General features: G+C 66.6%; 17 protein-coding genes. 6 read left to right on the top strand and 11 right to left on the bottom strand.

Features of this window, described 5'->3' with window-relative positions:
• The first annotated feature begins 13 nt into the window (after positions 1-13).
• Positions 14-799 (top strand): enoyl-CoA hydratase, encoded by a 786-nt coding sequence (locus HZF03_RS11310; protein WP_119017335.1) that lies wholly within the window; start codon positions 14-16, stop codon positions 797-799.
• A 31-nt stretch (positions 800-830) separates the two neighbouring features.
• On the opposite strand, the gene HZF03_RS11305 is transcribed toward HZF03_RS11310, so the two are convergent.
• Together HZF03_RS11305 and HZF03_RS11300 are read right to left on the bottom strand one after the other, a co-directional pair.
• Complete coding sequence (locus HZF03_RS11305) at positions 831-1,505, bottom strand: cytochrome b/b6 domain-containing protein (RefSeq protein ID WP_119017336.1); 675 nt, start codon at positions 1,503-1,505, stop codon at positions 831-833.
• A gap of 3 nt (positions 1,506-1,508) precedes the next feature.
• Entirely contained in the window at positions 1,509-1,949 is a 441-nt protein-coding gene (locus HZF03_RS11300; RefSeq protein WP_011157867.1) for a c-type cytochrome, read from the bottom strand.
• Positions 1,950-2,546: 597 nt separating this feature from the next.
• Between HZF03_RS11300 and HZF03_RS11295 the strand changes: the two genes are divergently transcribed.
• The 3 genes from HZF03_RS11295 to HZF03_RS11285 are packed head-to-tail and all read left to right on the top strand — an operon-like array spanning position 2,547 to position 4,319.
• On the top strand, positions 2,547-3,074 hold the full coding sequence (locus tag HZF03_RS11295) for a hypothetical protein (RefSeq protein WP_119017337.1): 528 nt from the start codon (positions 2,547-2,549) through the stop codon (positions 3,072-3,074).
• Positions 3,075-3,087: 13 nt separating this feature from the next.
• Positions 3,088-3,693: a hypothetical protein gene (locus tag HZF03_RS11290; protein WP_119017338.1), complete on the top strand. Its 606-nt coding sequence runs from the start codon at positions 3,088-3,090 to the stop codon at positions 3,691-3,693.
• Entirely contained in the window at positions 3,690-4,319 is a 630-nt protein-coding gene (locus HZF03_RS11285; RefSeq protein WP_119017339.1) for a hypothetical protein, read from the top strand. The genes HZF03_RS11290 and HZF03_RS11285 overlap by 4 nt, the downstream gene beginning before the upstream one ends.
• Here the strand turns inward: HZF03_RS11285 and HZF03_RS11280 are convergent.
• Genes HZF03_RS11280 through HZF03_RS11270 form a run of 3 tightly spaced genes read right to left on the bottom strand, consistent with a single transcriptional unit; the run spans position 4,314 to position 7,233 of the window.
• Positions 4,314-5,084, bottom strand: a complete 771-nt coding sequence (locus tag HZF03_RS11280) for an ABC transporter ATP-binding protein (protein ID WP_119017340.1) — start codon at positions 5,082-5,084, stop codon at positions 4,314-4,316. The two genes, HZF03_RS11285 and HZF03_RS11280, sit on opposite strands and share 6 nt — an antisense overlap.
• Positions 5,081-6,172, bottom strand: coding sequence for a FecCD family ABC transporter permease (locus tag HZF03_RS11275; RefSeq protein WP_119017341.1), 1,092 nt, complete (start codon positions 6,170-6,172; stop codon positions 5,081-5,083). Before HZF03_RS11275 ends, HZF03_RS11280 begins: the two co-directional genes overlap by 4 nt.
• Positions 6,169-7,233 carry an ABC transporter substrate-binding protein gene (locus tag HZF03_RS11270; RefSeq protein ID WP_234832167.1) on the bottom strand — a complete coding sequence of 355 codons (1,065 nt, stop codon included), beginning with the start codon at positions 7,231-7,233 and terminating at the stop codon, positions 6,169-6,171. The genes HZF03_RS11275 and HZF03_RS11270 overlap by 4 nt, the downstream gene beginning before the upstream one ends.
• A gap of 436 nt (positions 7,234-7,669) precedes the next feature.
• Here HZF03_RS11270 and HZF03_RS11265 point away from each other — a divergent pair, with 436 nt between their 5' ends.
• Positions 7,670-9,910, top strand: coding sequence for a TonB-dependent receptor (locus tag HZF03_RS11265; RefSeq protein WP_234832168.1), 2,241 nt, complete (start codon positions 7,670-7,672; stop codon positions 9,908-9,910).
• Between the two features lie 69 nt (positions 9,911-9,979).
• On the opposite strand, the gene HZF03_RS11260 is transcribed toward HZF03_RS11265, so the two are convergent.
• From HZF03_RS11260 to HZF03_RS11240, 5 genes are all read right to left on the bottom strand, one after another.
• Positions 9,980-10,528, bottom strand: coding sequence for a cytochrome b (locus HZF03_RS11260; RefSeq protein ID WP_119017354.1), 549 nt, complete (start codon positions 10,526-10,528; stop codon positions 9,980-9,982).
• Positions 10,529-10,893: 365 nt separating this feature from the next.
• Positions 10,894-12,021, bottom strand: a complete 1,128-nt coding sequence (locus HZF03_RS11255) for an acyl-CoA dehydrogenase family protein (RefSeq protein ID WP_119017344.1) — start codon at positions 12,019-12,021, stop codon at positions 10,894-10,896.
• 7 nt (positions 12,022-12,028) lie between these two features.
• On the bottom strand, positions 12,029-13,216 hold the full coding sequence (locus HZF03_RS11250) for an acetyl-CoA C-acetyltransferase (RefSeq protein WP_119017345.1): 1,188 nt from the start codon (positions 13,214-13,216) through the stop codon (positions 12,029-12,031).
• 58 nt (positions 13,217-13,274) lie between these two features.
• On the bottom strand, positions 13,275-14,042 hold the full coding sequence (locus HZF03_RS11245) for a 3-hydroxyacyl-CoA dehydrogenase (RefSeq protein ID WP_011157856.1): 768 nt from the start codon (positions 14,040-14,042) through the stop codon (positions 13,275-13,277).
• 18 nt (positions 14,043-14,060) lie between these two features.
• Positions 14,061-15,752, bottom strand: a complete 1,692-nt coding sequence (locus tag HZF03_RS11240; protein ID WP_119017346.1) for an AMP-binding protein — start codon at positions 15,750-15,752, stop codon at positions 14,061-14,063.
• A 153-nt stretch (positions 15,753-15,905) separates the two neighbouring features.
• On the opposite strand from HZF03_RS11240, the gene HZF03_RS11235 reads away from it, so the two are divergent.
• The gene (locus HZF03_RS11235) at positions 15,906-16,898 is read left to right on the top strand and encodes an AraC family transcriptional regulator (protein ID WP_119017347.1); all 993 of its coding nucleotides are present in this window, start codon (positions 15,906-15,908) and stop codon (positions 16,896-16,898) included.
• Positions 16,899-16,928: 30 nt separating this feature from the next.
• Here the strand turns inward: HZF03_RS11235 and HZF03_RS11230 are convergent, their stop codons facing one another.
• Positions 16,929-17,573, bottom strand: coding sequence for a helix-turn-helix transcriptional regulator (locus HZF03_RS11230; protein WP_234803404.1), 645 nt, complete (start codon positions 17,571-17,573; stop codon positions 16,929-16,931).
• Positions 17,574-17,600 lie beyond the last annotated feature (27 nt).

Genomic DNA, 17,600 nt, shown 5'->3' with positions numbered 1-17,600 from the left:
ACGAGGACTTCCGATGACCGACACTCCGTACGTGCTGCGCGCCGATGATGACGGCGTCACGACGCTGACGCTGAACCGGCCGCAGGCGCGCAACGCGCTGTCGCAGGGCATGCTGGAGGCGCTGCGCGCGGCGCTGGCGGAGATCGCCGCCGACGCCAGCGTGCAGGTGCTGATCATCGCCGGCTCGGGCCCGGCCTTCTGCGCCGGTCATGACCTGAAGGAACTGCGCGCCGGCAATTACGCCCCGGACTATGTCGACGCCCTGTTCGCGGCCTGTGCGGAGGTGATGCAGGCGATCGTTCATCTGCCGAAGCCGGTGATCGCGCGCGTCCACGGCGTCGCCACCGCCGCCGGCGCCCAGCTGGTCGCCAGCGCCGACCTCGCCTTCGCCGCGGACGATGCGCGGTTCGCAACCCCGGGCGTCAACATCGGCCTGTTCTGCTCGACCCCGATGGTGGCGCTGTCGCGGAATCTGACGCGCAAGCACGCCATGCAGATGCTGCTGTCGGGCGATCTGATCGACGCGGACACCGCATTCCGCTTCGGCCTGATCAACGAAGTCGTTCCCGCTGCCGAGCTCGAACAGCGCACCCTCGCCTTCGCGCGGCAAATCGCCGGCAAATCCCCGCTGACGCTGGCGATCGGCAAAGAGGCGTTCTACCGCCAGGCCGAGCTGTCGCTGGCGGATGCCTACGCTTACACCAGCCAGGTGATGGCGAAGAACCTTCAGGCCGAAGATGCCAAGGAAGGGATCGATGCCTTCCTTGGGAAGCGCCAGCCGGTGTGGTGCGGGCGGTGAGACGTCGCGGAGCGGAGGCTCCGCGCGCGCATTAAAGCAGCCGTCCCCCGATCACATAGATCGGCGCCAGCACCACGAACGCCGCCACGAGAAGGCAAGCGAACGCCCTGCCCCATGGGCCGGGTTCGGCGTCCGGCATATCCGCATAAGTGTCGGCGGGCTTGCGGCCGGTGATCATCGCCTGGATCAGCGGCTCACGGCTGGTGAGCGCGTAGATCACGTTGGCCGCGACGTGGAGCGCGACGAACACCTCGATCGCGGTGAAGATCCGCCGGTGCCACAGCGCGGCGGTGTCGACGGTGGCATCGGCCACGGTCTTGGCGAGCGGTCCTTCGATGATCAGGCGGTCTTCATCCGCCGAGAACAGCCCGCTGATCGCCATGGCCAGCACCAGCGCCAGCAACGCCACCACCATCCACCCGCCGAGCGGATTGTGGCCGAGAAACTTCTTCTTGTCGGCGATGTAGGCCAGCACCTTGCCCGGCATCGCGACAAAGCTGCCGAACCGGGCGGTCGAACCGCCGACGAAGCCCCACAGGATGCGGAAGACGATCAGCACCAGCGCCGTATAGCCATTGAGCTTGTGCCAGGCGGGATAGGCCCCGCCATAGGTGTTGCTGATCCAGCCATCGAGGACGACGAAGACGAGCGCCCACTTGAAGACGCGCGTAGGCCCGTCCCAGGCGACGACGCTCGCTTCGTTCATGTCTTAGCTCTTCTTGGCGCGGAAGTCGTCGTGGCACGACTTGCAGTTGCCGAGCACGCCGCCGATGTTCGCCTTGAGCGAGGCTTCATCCTTGATCGTACCCTGCGCCGCGGTGGCCGCAGCGGCCAGCTTGGCGAACAGGTCGTCGAACTTCGCCTTGTCTTCCCAGATCTTCGGCAGCGCCGCGGTGTCGCCACCGGTCTTGGAGTCGGCCGGGAACAGCGCCGGCAGCTTCTTGGAGTCGTCGGCGATCGCGGCCAGCGACTTCTGCACCACCGCCTGGTCGAACTTCGCCTCGCCCTTCAGCATCGCGGCGATCGGCTTGGTGGCCTCGCCCATCTGCTTCAGGATCGCCTTGCGTTGCGCGATCACGTCGGTCTGCGCGACCGCGAAGCCGCTGCCCAGCACAACCAACCCGGCGATAGTAGCAATTCTCAATTTCATCTTTGCAGGTCCTTTCGATCGTTCCGGTCGCCGCAGGCGCCGACCGGCAGCATCACCCATCCTGGTGAGTCGCTTCCATCGCGGCTGTTCTCCCACAATCAACCTGACGTTGCGGTGACAACGTCACAGAGCTGGGAGTGCAGCGACCGCGATTCTCCTGCCCCCACCCGATCTCATAGCCGATGCGACATCGCCGCCGCAAACGCCGGGGAAGAACCAACTGCGAACACCTGACCCGAGTTGGACGCAATGGCTGAAGATTGGGACAGGAGCGCGCGCGAGCGGGCGCATACCCCGGATCGATCTTTTGATCGTCGCAGATCACCTGTGCGCCATTGTCGCAGGCGCGAGCTGCCCGGATGAGATCACCAGCGAGATTGGTACGCGCCGCACCGAGGCATGCGGCTGCGTCGCCTGATGTTGCGACTTTCCGGCTATTCTAAATGCGCCGAAGAGATGTGTCCGGCGAAGTAGTTAGGCGCATTTGCAGGAGCCGCTGCACGCACCACGCGAGCACCTCCGATTGCCGCCCCTCCAGCGTTGTTGATACGCGAAGCGATATCTCGCGTGACTTACGCCGGAGAAGACAGACTCATCATGACGACACCTCCCGAGATCCGCCCGATGCTGACCATCGAGGGCGAGGAAGATCTCATCGACATTCATTTCGATATGGTCGCCGCGTATCACGGCCAGAGCGCGCTTGCGATGCTCGCAGTGACGTTTCAGGCGCTGCGCCTGATGCTGCCGGCGCTGTCGCCGCAGCGTCCCCTGCGACGCTCGGAGCTCACCGTGATCAGCGGTCACCCCGGCCCGGGTGTGCGTGACGCTTTCGAGTTCGTCACACGCGCGGTGACGCGCGGCGTCTACACCGTCGACCGCTCGCTGCCACACGCGCGGCTGTGTCCGGGCGCCGACATGTCCTACAGCTGGCGGGTTTCAACGGGCGAGCAGACCGTCGGCGTCGCGCTGCGTCCGGGGGTGGTGCCGGAACGGTTCTTCGAGCTGATCGGCCGCGGTGCCGCGCGCAGCGATGTCGAGAATGTCGAACTCTCCGCGCTGAAGCGCAGCGTCGCCGATGATGTGCTGGCCGCGTCGCCCGACGCGCTGTTCGACCGGCTGTGACCTGGAGCACGTGATGAAAACTATCATCCGGTTCTCCTGCGGCCACAAGACCTCGTCGGCAAGCTGGGCCGAACGGCTCGGCGGCCTGCCCTGCACCATCCGCGACGTCGACCTCTACGCGCTCGACGCCGAACTGCTGAACGGTGCAGACGCGCTGCTGATCGGCATGCACATGGATCAGCGCTTCCTGCAGGCCAACACGGCGCTGCTCGGCGATTACGTCGCCGCCGGCGGCATTGCGGTCGTCAGCGGTCACATCGCCCACCCGTTCCTGCCCGGTCTCTCCCCGGTGCAGCCGCTCGGCGGCGGCGGCCTCGCCGATCTCACCATCGCCCGCACCCAGTCTCATCCGATCTGGGACGGGGTTGCGCTCGACGACCTCATCTTCCGGCGCGGCGTCGCCGGTTTCTACGGCCATGCCTGGCACATGCCACCGGAAGGCGCGACCGTGATCCACACGATGGGGCCGGAGGCACGACCGCTCGACTTCATCTATCGCCACGGCCGCGGCGAGGTGCTGATGCACGGCGGCAATGATCTGTGGAGCTTCGGCGGCGACGACTCGACCCGTCGCCTGCTGCCGCAGCTGATGTCCTGGCTGGTGGAGGCGCGCTCATGACCGTCGCAGTGCTCGATAGCGGCACGTACTATCATCACGAGACGATTTTCGGCGACCGCTTCCGCGACCGTTTCGATCGCGTGATCTACGCGCCGGCGCTGACGGCGGCCGATCTCGCCGAGCCGACGCTGCTGATCATCCCCGATCGCACCAATCCTGATGTGATGCGCCGCCACCGGCCGCTGCTGGCCGACTTTCTCGCCCGCGGCAACACGCTGGTGGTGCTCGGCGAGAGCGAAGCGGAAACCTGGGCGCCGGGCGTGCGAAGCGCTGGGCGTCCCACAAACTTCTGGTGGTGGCTCGATCCCGCGCAGAAGCCGCCGCACCAGTTCGTTGCGCCGGAGCACGAGCTATTCGATTACGTGCCTGCGGACTCGACGATCTGGCATATCCACGGCGTGCTGTTTCCGCCGGATGGTGCGCAGCCTCTCGTCACCGTGCCGGACGATCGCGACGGCCGTGATCCCGGCGGCGCGCTGCTTTACGATGACCGGGTGACCACGCCGGGCCGACTGATCGTCTCGACGCTCGACCCGTTCTATCACCACGGCAGCCGGTTCATGCCGGCGACGACGCGGTTCCTCGACGGCTTCCTGCGTTGGGCGCAAGCCACCGCGCGATCATAAGCGGGGTGGCGGCGCATCGAAGCCCGTCAGCCGGTGCACCGGCACGGTCGCTTCGATGCGCTCGCCATCTGCCTCGATGGTGACACGCCGCACCGGCACGCCATAGAGCCGCGCCAGATTGGCCTCGTCGAGCACACGGTCGGCGGGGCCGAACACCGGTTCGCCCGCCATCATCAACACCTTGTCAGCAACAGCCAGCGCATGATCCGGATGATGCGTGGTGAACACCACGGTCATGCCGTCGTCGCGCACGAGGCGGCGGATCAGCCGCAGCACCACGCCCTGATTGGCAAGATCGAGCGCCGAGGCCGGCTCGTCGAGCAGCAGCACCCGGCAATCGCCGGCGAGCGCGCGGGCGAACAGAACGAGCTGGCGCTGGCCGCCGCTGAGGCGGTCGTAGCGGCGTTCGGCGAGATCGCCGATGCCCACGGCATCGAGACAGGCTTCGGCGCGGGACAGATCGCGCCGGCCGGGCGCGCCGAAGCGGCCGAGATAGCGGCTGCGCCCGAGCAGCACCATGTCGATCACCCGGTAGCCGACGTCACCACGCAGCGCCTGCGGCACCACGCCCACGATGCCGTCGACGTTGATACGTCCCTGCTTCAACGCCAGCGTATTCGCGAGCGCGCGCAGCAACGTGGTCTTGCCGCAGCCGTTCGGCCCGAGGATCGCGGCGGCTTCACCTTCGGTGACCGCGAACGACAGATCACGAAACAGCCATTGCTCCGGGCGAAACCAATGCCCCGCCTGCTCCACTCTGATCATGCCGTCTGTCCTCTCGCATGTCGGCGCAGCAGCCACGCGAACACCGGCGTGCCGACGATCGCGGTAACGATGCCGACCGGAATTTCGGCCGCCGACAGGTCGCGCGCCAGCGTATCGGCCGCCATCAGGAACGCCGCGCCCGCCACCGCCGACACCGGCAGCAGCCGGCGATGATCGGCGCCGACCACCATCCGCACCAAATTAGGGATCACCAGGCCGACCCATCCGATCGTGCCGGAGACCGCGACCTGCGCCGAGATCGCCAGACAGGTCGCGGTCAGCAGGATCACGCGGTCGCGGCCGGGCTCGACGCCCAGCGTGCGCGCCTCCTCGTCGCCGAGCGACAGCACGTTGACACGCCAGCGCATCGCCAGCATCACGCCGCCGCCCAGGATGGTACACGTCGCCAGCAGCATCAGGTTCGGCCAGCTCGACGCTGCAAAGCTGCCGAGCAGCCAGAATACGATGCCGGGCAGCTTCACCTCGGGATCGGCGATGAAGGTGACGAACCCGACCAAAGCGCTGCAGAATGCGCCGATCACCACGCCGGCGAGCACCAGTGTCAGCACCGGTGAGACACCATCGCCGCGATGAACGATCAGCACCGCGGCGAGCGCGATTGCGGCACCGGCAAACGCGCCGAGATGCACCGGCAAGCCGAAGCCGAACAACAGAATCGCAACCACGCCGCCGAGCGACGCGCCGGACGCGGCGCCGATGGTCTGCGGACCGACCAGCGGATTGCGGAACATGCCCTGCAGCACCGCTCCCGACAACGCGAGGCCAGCTCCGGCGATGCCGGCCATCAAGACCCGTGGTAGCCGCACCGTGGTGACGACGATCCGCTCCGTCGGCGTCCAACTCGCGGTGCCCCACCCCGCCGGCAACCAGTCCGCTGCATTGAGGCCGAACCGAGCGACCAGCTCGTCCAGCAGAATGCCGAACACATGAGTGGTCGGCACCTGATAGCGGCCGGCGGACAGACAGAGCAGCGCCGTGGCGATCGGCAGGAAAACAAGCGCAGCGACAACGACAGTGGATGTGGCGGGGCGCCCGGATCGAACCATGGCAGTGTCGAGCGTACTCATCGCACCGCCGCAAACCGCGCGTAGCCGGCCGAACCGCCGTTCTGCGGTGTCTGCAGAATGGCGTCGATCTCGGCATCGGCCAACGCATGATTGTAGAGGAAGCTGTACCAGTCACGCATCTCGGTGCGCAGATCGGTCGTCAGCCGATCCGGATGCAGCAGTTTCGCGAGCCATGTCCACGCCAGCGCCGACTCGTGGCTCGGCGGATCCCAGCGATAGCCGCCGAGCGGCACACGATACACCCGGCGCTGCTTGATCGCGGCGATGCCCTGCAGACGCGGATCGCCATACAGGTCGTCCGGCATCGCCGTGTCGAAATTGCCGAGCAGGATGACATCCGGATTCCACACCAGCAGCTGCTCCAGCGTCACGGTGCGACTGCCGCCGACCTCCCCGGCCGCGTTGCGACCGCCTGCAGTACGGATCACGAAATCCGTGTAGGTGTCGCGACCGGCGACGGCGAACGAATCCGAGGCGCGTGACAGGTGCAGCACCCGCGGCCGCTCAGCATCCGGCGTTGCTCTGAACGTTGTCGCGAGCACGTCCTGGCGCTGCCGCAATCGCTCGACGATTCTGCCCGCACGCGCCTCCTGCCCTGCAAGGCGCCCCATCATCAGGATCGCGCCCTCGACCTCGTCCTGGCCGCCATAGCGCAAGCCCAGCACCGTGAGCCCCGCGCGATCGAGCATCGCAATCGGCTCATCGCCCGACGTCGCCCATTGCAGCACCGCGTCCGGATGCAGCGCCATGATCGCCTCGACATTCGGCACTACGCCGGCGCCGCGGGTGATACCAGTCGGGATCTGATCGAACGACGGAAAGATGCGGCTGAGGATGCCGGCGCGCATGGCAGTTGCCGATGCCGGATTCATCCCGGCGACATGCGCAGCCGAGCGGTCAATCGCCATATAGGTGGACGGCGCCGGCATCGGCAGAAACACGACGCGCTGGGCCGGAGTGGTGACGGCGACAGTCCGTCCGCGCTGGTCGGTCAGTTCAGCGGCCCGAGACGAACCTGCCATTGCCGAGACACAGATCACCACGGCGACCGCGGGTGTCATCCATCGCAATGATGACCGCATCACGTTGACGACCTCACAGCGTTTCTCCTGATTTGCCCCGTACGACATCGCCGTTCATAGGCGGCCAAACACAGAACGCAAAACCAAAACACATCCACGAAGGACGCAACCTCCTCTTCGAGACTAGAATCTCTCAAGACTGAGTTGGTACGGTTGCGCGCGCTACTAATCGCGCGCGTGAATAAATGGACATCGCATTTTGTAATGTGTCGAAGTTTGCCTGCGCATGGTGGTAATCGCGCGCAACGCTAACGTGGGGATGGTGGTGGTCGAGATGACGACTCGATAAGGACCCGTTCACTAATCGTGAACTGGGGGACGCCACCAAATGATTCAACGGGCATTCACGCGCGAATCCGCACGGAGCCGACTTCTTGCTTCCACCTGCGGACTGAGCGTCGCGCTGGCCTGCGTGATGACGGCAGGATCGAGCACCGCGACGCGGGCTCAGACTGCCGACACCTCGACGCCGCGCGCGCGCCATGTGTTGCCGGAAGTGCGCGTGGAATCGGCGAATCCACCGAAGCCGCAACGCGCGGCACGGTCGAACGACGGCCGCGGTGCACGCCGCGCCGCGGCGCAAGCGCCAAAGCCCGCGCCCGCTCAGCAGGCCGCAGCGGCGACGTCGGATAATTCGCTCAAGCCGATGGGGGGCAAGCTTCCGCAGCCCGGAATTCCGCACACCGCGCAGCAGAGCATCACCGTGGTCGATCGTGCGCAGATCGAACAGACCAGTCCGACCAGCCTGCTCGATATTTTGCAGAACGTGCCCGGCGTGTCGATCGCACGCGCCGGCGGCATCGGCGGCCAGATCTATCTGCGCGGCTTCTCGTCGAACAACTGGCGCTCGCCGATGTATATCGACGGCGACCGCTTCCGCGGCCGCAACACGCTGCAGCTCAACTACTTCGCACCCGAAGAGATCGAGCGGGTCGAGGTGGTGCGCGGCCCCGCCTCGGTGGTGTACGGCTCCGAGGCGATGACCGGGCTCGTCAACGTCGTCACCCGCCGTCCCCAGGTCGATCCGTTCGGCCCGTGGCGCGTCACCCATGGCGGGTTCTCGGCCGGCTACAGCTCGGTCGACAACGGCTTCAGCACTTATGAATGGGCGCAGGCGGCCGGCATGGGCTTCGATGTGCTCGGCGGCGTCAGCTACCGCAAGGGCGGCAATTATCAGACGCCCAGCGGACCGGCGCTGAACAGCGACTACGAGAGCATCGGCGGCAATCTACGACTGGGCTGGTCGCCGACCAGCAACCAGCGCTTCGAATTGACGCTGCGCGACTATTGGGAAGAAGACGGCCGCGCCGGTGGCGTCGGCGGCGCGCCGGGCTGGCCCTATATGCAGGTGCGGCAGCAGCCGAACCAGGTGCACATGGCGAAGCTGTCCTATGCCGGCGACTTCACCGATCAGCTGGTCCAGCATGTCGAAGGCTCGTTCTACGCCAATTACTTCGACACCAAGCTCTCCACGGTGAACACCGCGACGCCGGGCGTCGTCACCTCCTCGGTCAGCCATGTCGGCGGCCCGCTGGTGATCGGCGGCCGGGTGCAGGGCGTGATTCCGTGGGATCCTGCGCCTTGGGGCTTACTCAAGACCACGTTCGGCTTCGACGGTTTCCAGGAATGGCGTCCCGGCAGCACGTCGTGGTCGGTGCGGCAGACCGCGACGAGTTCGACGATCACGCCTGAGTTCAAGACCGGCCCAGACAACACCCAGGCCAATGCCGGCGCGTTCATGCTGCACGAGTGGAAGCCGATCGATCTGCTGACGCTGTCGGCGGGCGGGCGCTTCGACTGGTTCAACACCACCTCGGAGCTGTCTCCGGTGAGTTCGGCCAGAGCCCTCGCGGTGCTTCGGCAGAACAGCGACGTCACCGCCACCGCCCCGACCGGCAGCATTGGTGCCACGGTTCACGTGACGCCGATCCTCGATTTGCTTGCCTCGGTCGGCACCTCGTATCGCTATCCGACCAATTCCGAGCTGTTCGCGTTCTCAGGCACATCGATCCCGAATCCGGAGCTGAAGCCGGAGACCGGTCTCACCTACGAGGGCGGCTTCCAGCTCAACTTCCCGACCGCCACCTTCAAGGTGACGGCGTTCGACAGCCACTACGCGAATTTCCTGCAGTCGGTGTTCGTCAACTATAACGGGGCATCGGTGACGCAGAGCCAGAACGTCGGCCATGCCACCGTGAACGGCGTCGAAGCCGAATGGCGCTGGCAAGCGACTTCGTCCTTCAACCTGCACGGCAATGCCGCGTGGCTGCAGGCGACCAACACCGACACCGATGCGCCGCTGCCGTTCATTGCGCCGTGGAAGGGACGTGTCGGCGTGCAATACGCGCCGATCGGCTCCGGCTACGCGGTCGGTGCCGCGGTGGATTGGGCATCGGCCAAGACCCGCATCAACACCACGCAGGAATACCCGACTGGTGCCTATGCGGTGCCGAGCATCTACGCCTCGTTCGATCTCGGCGTATTGGTCTCGCGCCGACTCGGCGACACCAAGCTGCACCTCAGCCTGCAGAACATCTTCGACACCTCCTATGCGAGTGCGTCGACTTATGTGAACCGGTCCTACAGCCTGTCGATGTACAACCCGCTGCTGGAGCCCGGCCGCAACTTCACCGCCCGGCTCACGCACACCTTCTGACGACAAGGCGCGTCTGATGGGAGACGGACCGTCCGGCGGCGTTGGACGGTCCGCCTCCGCTGCGGGTCCTCAGGGGCATCGGCCCCACATTCGCCACAGCAGCCCATCCTTGTCGATGAAGTGATGCTTGAGCGCGAACAGCGTGTGCCCCGCGATCACCAGCGCCAGCGCCGATCCGAGAGCGAAGTGGATCGTGCCCCAGAGTTCGGCGAGATCCTCGCTCTTGGCGACCGGCGGCGGAATCGGCACGCCGAACAGCGACGCCGGTCGACCATAGGCAGCGCTCATCGCCCAGCCGCTGACCGGCACGGCGAACATCAGCACGTAAAGTGCAAAGTGCCCGAGATGGCTGGCGGTGCGGAGTAGCTGCGAATAGGCTGTCGGCAGCTCCGGCGGCGTATTGGCGGCGCGCCAGATGAAGCGTGCGAACAGCAGCAGCACCGTCACGACACCGAGCGACTTGTGCAGCTCGTAGAGCGCATACTTCTCGGGCGAAGGCGGCAGCTGTCCCATGTAGAAGCCAAGACCGATCAGCCCGACGATCACTGCTGTCATGCACCAGTGCAAAAAGATCGCCGTACGCGTGTAGCGCTCCTGCGCGGCTGCTGTCGTCTGCATCGCGGCCCCCATCTAAACACAATATCAATACCGTACGTACGGTATCTATACTGTGTTTAACGCGGGCCTGCGGGAGTGTCAATTCATGCTGTACGACGGGTTCAGTATTCAGGCCGCGTCCGTGAATCGCCGACACCAAGATGCGATGGTTGCCCGCCCCAGAAGACTGCACTTCATCCCAAATGAACGTCGCGGCGCATCCTGACCGTCGTCCTCCCGGCCGCCGTCAGCCTGCCGAAATGAGAAGACGATCGCTCGCGGCGCATGGTGCGAGAAAGCGCTTTGCGCCTCCTCCCCCTGATGTTGCCCCCTTTGCGGGTCTCCCGAACGCCGCTCGTATCGTAGTTGGCAGAAACAGAACTACTTTACAGATTGCGCGCGATCACGATGCGCTGGACGTCGCTGGTGCCTTCGTAGATCTGGCAGACGCGGACGTCGCGATAGATCCGCTCGACCGGGAAGTCCTTCAAGTAACCGTAGCCGCCGAGCGTCTGGATCGCCGACGAGCACACCGCCTCGGCGGTCTCGGAGGCGAACAGCTTGGCCATCGAGGCTTCGGTCAGGCACGGCAGCCCGGCTTCGCGCAGGCTCGCGGCATGCAGCACCATCTGCCGCGCGGCCGCGATGCGGGTCGCCATGTCGGCAAGCCGGAACGCCACCGCCTGATGCTCGATGATCGGCTTGCCGAAGGTGACGCGGTCGCGCGCGTAGTCGCGAGCCGCCTCGAACGCGGCGCGCGCCATGCCGACCGCCTGCGACGCGATACCGATCCGGCCGCCTTCGAGATTCGACAGCGCGATCTTCAGCCCCTCGCCTTCGGCGCCGAGCCGCAGGTCGGCGGGAATCCGCATGTCGTTGAAGGCGAGCTGGCAGGTGTCGGACGAATGCTGGCCGAGCTTGTCCTCGACCCGCACCACTTCGTAGCCGGGCGTATCGGTCGGCACGATGAAGGCGGTGATGCCCTTCTTGCCGGCCGACGGATCGGTGACGGCGAACAGGATGATCAGCTGGCCGTTCTGCCCCGAGGTGATGAACTGCTTGGCGCCGTTAATGACGTAGGCATCGCCGTCGCGGCGCGCGGTGGTGCGCAGGTTCGAGGCGTCCGAGCCCGCCTGCGGCTCGGTCAGCGCGAAGCCGCCGATCCACTCGCCGCTGGCGAGCTTGGGCAGGAAGCGCTGCTTCTGCTCGTCGGTGCCGAATTTCAGGATCGGCATGCAGCCGACGGAGGAATGCACGCTGACGATGGTCGAGCACGCGCCATCGCCCGCGGCGATCTCCTCCAGCGCCAGCGTATAGGCCACCATGCCGGTCTCAGAGCCGCCATAGGCTTCCGGCACCAGCATGCCGAGAAAGCCGAGCTGGCCCATTTCGGTCAGTTCGGCGCGCGGAAACGCATGCGCGGCGTCGCGCGCCGCCGCGGTCGGGGCGAGCCGCTCACGCGCGAAGTCGCGGGCGGTGTCGCGGATCTGGGTCTGCAGTTCGTTCAAGATCATGATGCGCTCACGACAGCCGCTCGACCGCGACAGCGGTGGCCTCGCCGCCGCCGATGCACAGCGAGGCGATACCGCGCTTGAGGTCGTGCTTCTCCAGCGCCGCCAGCAGCGTCACCAGCACGCGTGCACCGGAGGCGCCGATCGGATGGCCGAGCGCGCAGGCGCCGCCATGGACGTTGACCTTGTCGTGCGGCAGGCCGAGATCGTGCATCGCCGCCAGCGCCACCACCGCGAACGCCTCGTTGACTTCGAACAGATCGACGTCGGCGAGATTCCAGCCGGTGCGTTCGCTGAGCTTGCGGATCGCGCCGATCGGCGCAGTGGCGAACAGCGCCGGCTCATGCGCGTGAGTGGAATGGCCGACGATCGCCGCGAGCGGCTTCAGGCCGCGCTTGTCGGCTTCGGAGCGGCGCATCAGCACCAGCGCCGCAGCGCCGTCTGAGATCGACGACGAGTTCGCCGCCGTCACGGTGCCGCCTTCGCGAAATGCCGGCTTCAGCGTCGGGATCTTGTCGAGCTTGGCCTTCAGCGGCTGCTCGTCGGTGGTCACGGTGACTTCCGACTTGCCGGCCTTGATCGTCACCGGCGTGATCTCGCGCGCGAACGAACCGTCCTTGATCGCCGCCTGGGCACGGGTCAGCGAAGTGATGGCGAAATTGTCCTGAGTCTCGCGGGTGAACTGATAGCTTTGCGCACAGTCCTCGGCGAAGGTCCCCATCAGCCGCCCCTTGTCGTAGGCGTCTTCCAGGCCGTCGAGGAACATGTGGTCGATCACCCGGCCGTGGCCCATGCGATAGCCGCCGCGCGCGCGGTCGAGCAGATACGGCGCGTTGGTCATGCTCTCCATGCCGCCGGCGACTGCGACGGTGGCGCTGCCGGCGATCAACAGATCATGCGCGAACATCGCGGCCTTCATGCCGGAGCCGCACATCTTGTTGACCGTGGTGCAGCCGGCCGAGAGCGGCAGGCCGGCGCCAAGCGACGCCTGGCGCGCCGGGGCTTGGCCCTGGCCGGCCGGCAGCACGCAGCCGAACACGACTTCGTCGATCGCATCCGGCTTCAGGCCGGCGCGCTCGACCGCGGCCGAAATCGCAGCCGCGCCGAGCTGGGATGCGGTGGCGTCCTTCAGCTCGCCCTGAAAGCCGCCCATCGGGGTGCGCGCGGAGCCGACGATAACGATAGGATCGTGGGTCATGGGAGTTCTCCCTGCATCTTGGTTTGTTTGATCGAGACGATAGAGAAACCGCCGCGCCTTAGCGCGGCGCCATCCGCAGTGCACCGTCGAGGCGGATCACCTCGCCGTTCAGCATCGTATTCTCGCAGATCGCCTTCACCAGCGCGGCATATTCGGCCGGCCGGCCGAGCCGCGGCGGGAACGGCACGCTCTTGCCGAGCGCATCCTGCACCGGCTGCGGCATCCCGGCCATCATCGGCGTTTCGAAGATGCCGGGTGCGATCGTCACGACGCGAATGCCGTGCTGTGCCAATTCGCGCGCGATCGGCAGCGTCATCGCGGCGACGCCGCCCTTGGACGCCGAGTAGGCCGCCTGCCCGATCTGGCCGTCGAACGCTGCGACCGACGCGGTGTTGATGATGACGCCGCGCTCGCCTTCGGCGTCCGGCTGTTCCTTGCTCATCGCCTCGGCGGCGAGCCGGATCATGTTGAAGCTGCCGATCAGGTTGATGGTAATCGCCCGGGCGAAGCTGTCGAGCTTGTGCGGACCGTTGCGGCCGAGCACCTTCTCGCCCGGCGCCACGCCGGCGCAGTTCACCAGCCCGTTGACGTGACCGAACACATCTTGGGCGAGCTTCACCGCCGCCTCGGCATCCTCGGCTTTGGTGACGTCGGTGGCGAGAAAGCGGAAGCTCGCACCGAGCTCCTGTTCGAGCTTGGCGCCGGCTTCGGCGTTGAGATCGAGGCCGACCACCTTGGCACCGCCGGCGACCAGCGTACGGGCGGTGGCAGCGCCGAGACCGGAGGCAGCGCCAGTGACCAGGAAAACGCGATCAGTAATGTTCATGATGATACAATCCGTCTCTCAAGCTGCAGAAGAAGAGCCCTGGGTCGTGCTCGCGGGTTCAGTGTCGCGCTTGCGCAGAATGAAGCGCTGCAGCTTGCCGCTCGGCGTCTTCGGGAGCTGCTCCAGGAATTCGATCTCGCGCGGATAGGCGTGCGCGGAGAGCCGCTTCTTGACGTATTGCCGCAGCTCCTCGGCCAGCGCCTCGCTCGGCGTCACGTCCTTGGCGAGCACCACATAGGCTTTGACGATCTCGGTGCGCTCGGGATCGGGCTTGCCGATCACCGCCGCCTCGATCACCGCGGCGTGCTCGATCAGCGCGCTCTCGACGTCGAACGGACCGATGCGATAGCCCGACGAGGTGATGACGTCGTCGGCCCGGCCGACGAAGCTGATCGACCCATCCGGCTCCAGTTCGACGGTGTCGCCGGTGCGGTAGTAACCGCCTTCGATCGCCGGCGTCTCCTGCTGCCAGTAGCCGGAGAACCACATCAGCGGCGAACGCTTCAAATCGACGCTGAGCACGCCCGGGACGTTCGGCGGCAGTTCGTTGCTGTGCTCGTCGAGCACCGCGACGCGGAAGCCCGGCATCGCGAGCCCGGCGGAACCCGGATGCACGGTGTGGCGCAGGCGGTGATGATTGTTGACCACCATGCCGAGTTCGGTCTGGCCGTAATGATCGTGGATCGGCGCGGCGAGATGCTCGGCAAACCAGCGGATCACTTCGGGATTGAGCGGCTCGCCGGCGCTAGAGACGACGCGGAGCTGGCCCTTCACCGGCGCCGCCGCTTCCGGACCCGCTGCGATCAGCAGCCGATACGCGGTCGGCGCACCGGCGAGGTTGGTAATGCCGCGGCGCTTGATCAGGCTATAGGTGCTCTCGGCGGTGAACGGACCGTCGTAGAAGGTGGTGGCGTGGCCGTGCAGCAGCGGGCCAGTGACCGCGTAGTACAAGCCATAGGCCCAGCCCGGATCGGCGATGTTCCAGAAGATGTCGCCCGCGCGCAGATCGACCGCATCACGGATGTACGAATAGAACGCCGGCAGCGCGTTGATCGGCACCGGCACGCCCTTCGGCAGACCGGTGGTGCCGGAGGTCGACATCATCAGGAACAGGTCGGTGCCCTTGCGCAGCACCGGCGCGAATTCGGTCGATTGCGCCGCTATCTCGGCATGGAAATCGAGATCGCCGAGCGGCGCGGTCTCGCCGGGCCGGAGCACGATCGCCACGGTCGGGCAATCGGCGACGTCGGCGAGCTTGGCGCGGTTGGCCAGATCGGTGACCACCAGCTTGGCGGCGCTCATCTTGACGCGGTGTTCGATCGCCTTCGGACCGAAAGCGGTGAACAGCGGCTGATACACCGCGCCGGCGCGCCAGGTGCCGAGGATCAGCGCCAGCAGTTCGGGCGTCCGCGGCAGCATGCCGGCGACGACGTCGCCGGGCTTCACGCCCTGCGCGACCAGCAGATTGGCGACGCGGGCCGCATAGTCCTTCATCTCGGCAAAGCTGAAGGACGCGGTGCGGCCGTCCTGGCTCTCCCAATCCAGTGCCGTGCCGCCGCCGGCGACGTGACGGTCGCAGCATTCGATGCAGACGTTGATGCCGGTCGCGAAGTTGCCGTCGAACAGGGCTTCGAGGTCCTCGCGGCGGAACCGCGCCAGGACGTCGGCATAATCTTCAATGGCTGCGACCGCAGGATGGGTGTTGCTCATGGTGTTTCTTCCCCTGCCCTCGTTGTTGGCACGAGGGGCTGACGCGAATGGATTCACGGCCGCGGATTAAGCGGCGGAGCCCTGTGGCTTTCTAGGACCAAACTGACCTAGATTTGTGATCGGTTTTGCCACTTTTGAGGAAGGAGCGGACGAATGGAGCGGCGGACGATCGCGCCCCTGTTCGTGGAAGAGGTCGCCGACTGCCTGCACCGGGCCGGCGTTGCGCCCGGCCCGGTGTTCGCGGCCGCCGGCCTGCCCGAGGTGGTCCGCGAGCGCGTGTCGGCAGCGCAGTTCGGCGCGCTGTGGCTGGCGGTGGCTGCGGCGATGGACGACGAGTTCTTCGGCCTCGGCGGGCGGCCGATGCGGCCCGGCTCGTTCACGCTGCTGTGCCACGCGGTGCTGAACGCCAGTACGCTGCGGCAGGCCCTGAACCGCGCGCTGCGGTTCCTGAAGGTGGCGCTGGACGATCCTTACGGCGAGCTGCGGGTCGAGGGCGGCCTCGCCCGCATCGTGCTCCACGACAAAACTGCGCCGCGCTCGGCCTTCGCCTATCGCACCTTCTGGATCGTGGTGCACGGCATCGCCTGCTGGCTGGTCGGCCGTCGGCTGCCGCTGCGCCGGGTCGATTTCGCCTGCGGCCCGCCGGCCGTGGCCGCCGACTATCGCTCGTTCTTCGGCGCGCCGGTGCGGTTCGGTCAGCCGCAAAGCGCACTGGCGTTCGACGCCAGCTATCTCGATCTGCGCACCACGCGCACCGAGCGGGCGCTGAAGGAGTTTCTGCGGCTGGCGCCGGCCAACATCCTGGTGCGCTATCGCCACGACGCCACCCTCACCGCAGCGATCCGCACCACGCTGCGCGCCAAGCCGCCGACCGCGTGGCCGAACTTCGAGACGCTGGCGAAGCAGATGAAGATCCCGGCCTCGACACTGCGCCGCCGGCTGCGCGCCGAAGGGCAAACCTACCAGACCATCAAGGACGAGATCCGCCGTGCGCTTGCGATCCGCTGGCTCGCCGAGAACGAAAAGCCGGTCGGCGACATCGCGGCCGATCTCGGCTTCGCCGAACCCAGCGCGTTCCACCGCGCATTCCGCAAATGGATGGCGCGCAGCCCCGGCGCGTTCCGCCGCGAAACCCGCGCCGGCTGAGAGATCGTCCAATTCAGTCTGGTGTGCGCGTCACCGCCGTGCGCGGGCGATGAACTCGACCAGGCCCGAAACGCCGAGCTTGGCGTAGATGCGCTTGATCTGCGACCGGATCGTGCCGATCGAGACGCCGCGAAGCTGTGCGATCTCGGCAGGCCGCCGGCCGCTGAGGAGTTCGGTCGCGACCTCGCGCTCGGCCGCAGTCAGCAGCACGGCGATGTCGGGGAGCAACTCTGCCGAATGCTGCACCGTCAGCGGCCGGATCACCGCCATCGCGGCTGCACCGGTCAACGCCTGCTGGTCCGCGGGAGGGATCGACGTCAGCCGCAGATGGATGGCAGCATCGTTTGGGCCGGAGATCGAGATCGCGCAACTGCCGAGGCACGGCGCACTGGCGTTGCGGCGCGTGACGCAGTCGATGCACGGCTGCAGATCAAGGTCGATGTCGACCGCACTTCCGAGCCGCGGGCATTCGGCAACCGCGCTCGAGGTCTTGCTGCGGCGCAGCCGCTCCATCTGCACGGTGAGCGGCGAGCCGTTCGACAACAGCGTCTCGGCGCAGGGCGAGATGCTGATGCAGCGGCCATCGCCGCCAAGCACCACGGTGTGGACCGAAACCGCGTCGAGCGTCTCGACCATGACGCGTACAGCGTCGTCGATCCGAGAAGCGTCACTCACGATCGTCACCAGTCCCCACTGCGACAG

This window comes from Rhodopseudomonas palustris (genome assembly GCF_013415845.1).
Classification (GTDB): domain Bacteria; phylum Pseudomonadota; class Alphaproteobacteria; order Rhizobiales; family Xanthobacteraceae; genus Rhodopseudomonas; species Rhodopseudomonas palustris_F.
Note: the sequence above shows the minus strand (reverse complement) of the source record. Positions and strands in the feature narration are given on the sequence as shown.

Excerpts from the sequence above, each read along its gene's own strand:
- HZF03_RS11265 (WP_234832168.1), top strand. The coding sequence starts at position 7,670 with ATGACGGCAGGATCGAGCACCGCGACGCGGGCTCAGACTGCCGACACC.
- HZF03_RS11295 (WP_119017337.1), top strand. The coding sequence starts at position 2,547 with ATGACGACACCTCCCGAGATCCGCCCGATGCTGACCATCGAGGGCGAG.
- HZF03_RS11310 (WP_119017335.1), top strand. The coding sequence starts at position 14 with ATGACCGACACTCCGTACGTGCTGCGCGCCGATGATGACGGCGTCACG.
- HZF03_RS11235 (WP_119017347.1), top strand. The coding sequence starts at position 15,906 with ATGGAGCGGCGGACGATCGCGCCCCTGTTCGTGGAAGAGGTCGCCGAC.
- HZF03_RS11300 (WP_011157867.1), bottom strand. The coding sequence starts at position 1,949 with ATGAAATTGAGAATTGCTACTATCGCCGGGTTGGTTGTGCTGGGCAGC.
- HZF03_RS11275 (WP_119017341.1), bottom strand. The coding sequence starts at position 6,172 with ATGAGTACGCTCGACACTGCCATGGTTCGATCCGGGCGCCCCGCCACA.
- HZF03_RS11285 (WP_119017339.1), top strand. The coding sequence starts at position 3,690 with ATGACCGTCGCAGTGCTCGATAGCGGCACGTACTATCATCACGAGACG.
- HZF03_RS11250 (WP_119017345.1), bottom strand. The coding sequence starts at position 13,216 with ATGACCCACGATCCTATCGTTATCGTCGGCTCCGCGCGCACCCCGATG.
- HZF03_RS11280 (WP_119017340.1), bottom strand. The coding sequence starts at position 5,084 with ATGATCAGAGTGGAGCAGGCGGGGCATTGGTTTCGCCCGGAGCAATGG.
- HZF03_RS11245 (WP_011157856.1), bottom strand. The coding sequence starts at position 14,042 with ATGAACATTACTGATCGCGTTTTCCTGGTCACTGGCGCTGCCTCCGGT.
- HZF03_RS11305 (WP_119017336.1), bottom strand. The coding sequence starts at position 1,505 with ATGAACGAAGCGAGCGTCGTCGCCTGGGACGGGCCTACGCGCGTCTTC.
- HZF03_RS11240 (WP_119017346.1), bottom strand. The coding sequence starts at position 15,752 with ATGAGCAACACCCATCCTGCGGTCGCAGCCATTGAAGATTATGCCGAC.
- HZF03_RS11260 (WP_119017354.1), bottom strand. The coding sequence starts at position 10,528 with ATGCAGACGACAGCAGCCGCGCAGGAGCGCTACACGCGTACGGCGATC.
- HZF03_RS11290 (WP_119017338.1), top strand. The coding sequence starts at position 3,088 with ATGAAAACTATCATCCGGTTCTCCTGCGGCCACAAGACCTCGTCGGCA.
- HZF03_RS11270 (WP_234832167.1), bottom strand. The coding sequence starts at position 7,233 with ATGACACCCGCGGTCGCCGTGGTGATCTGTGTCTCGGCAATGGCAGGT.
- HZF03_RS11255 (WP_119017344.1), bottom strand. The coding sequence starts at position 12,021 with ATGATCTTGAACGAACTGCAGACCCAGATCCGCGACACCGCCCGCGAC.